Consider the following 1126-nt stretch of genomic DNA (forward strand, 5'->3'; position numbering starts at 1 on the left):
CTAGGAGCTGTTTAGAGTTCGGATCATGTGGTTGAGGTAAGGAGCTTCAGCCACATGATCGAGCCTCGGAGGTAGAGCCCGGCCTCGTAGCTTTCCGGGGCCTTGTCGTAGCGGGTGGCCAGACCGCGCCAGGCCTTGATCTTCTGGAAACAGCGCTCAACGGTGTTGCGCTGCCGGTAGCGCTGCGAATCAAAGAGCACGGGCCGCCCGCCTGCCGACCCCTTCTTCTTACGGTTGGCCTGCTGATCGATCTTTTCCGGAATGACCGCCCTGATCCGGCGGCGGCGCAGATGAGCACGGTTGGCCTTGGAGGAGTACGCCTTGTCCGCCGCCACCGCGGCAGGGCGGGTACGCGGCCGCCCGACCCGGCCGGGAACACGGATCTTGTTCAGGACGGTGACGAAGCGTGGGCAGTCGGCGGCCTGGCCGGGCGTGAGCACGAAGGCCAGCGGCAGCCCGGCGGCGTCCACCGCGGCATGGATCTTGCTGCTCAGCCCGCCTCGGGATCGGCCGAGCCCGGCAACCGCAGCGCGGGCCCTGCGGCGTCGCCGGGCGGCGGCACGATCCCCACCCGGCGACGCGTCCGCATCATCGGCGTTGTCCGCACCGAGGCTGACCTGCGGCGCATCACCCGCAGCACCGGCGGCTGCTCCGCAAGTGGAGCCCCCTTTTCCTCCGTCAGCGCCTGCTCCAGCGCATCCAGCGTCTCCCCGGCCACCGCCAGCCCGGCCGATTCCTGATGCGCCCGCACGATCGTGGAGTCCACACTGACCAGCTCCAGCCCGACCTGCCCCCGCGAAGCGGCCTCAGCGATCAGCGCCTCCATCAAGTCCTGGAACACCCCGGCCTTGGCCCAGCCGTTGAACCGGGAATACAGCGTGGACCAAGACCCATACCGTTCCGGCACATCACGCCAGCCCGAACCAGTACGGAAGCGCCACAGGATCCCGTTGAACTGATCCCGTACCCGCCGCGGCAACGGCCCGGTAGCCGCCACCGGCAGATACGGCTCGATCAACGCCCACTCGGTATCCGTCACATCAAAACGCGCCACGTCCGAGTTCTACCAGCCACAGCCAGCCCGCTCTCCGGCCCCACCGAGATCCGAACCCCGAACAGCTCCTAG

1 pseudogene is annotated in these 1126 nt (G+C 68.1%); it reads right to left on the minus strand.

Going from position 1 to position 1126, the window contains the following annotated elements:
• Positions 1 to 23: 23 nt before the first annotated feature.
• Positions 24 to 1054 (minus strand): annotated as a pseudogene (locus tag ACIBVQ_RS40575) (IS5 family transposase).
• Between the last annotated feature and the right edge of the window lie 72 nt (positions 1055 to 1126).

It is taken from the genome of Streptosporangium sp. NPDC049376 (assembly GCF_044466505.1).
Classification (GTDB): Bacteria; Actinomycetota; Actinomycetes; order Streptosporangiales; family Streptosporangiaceae; genus Streptosporangium.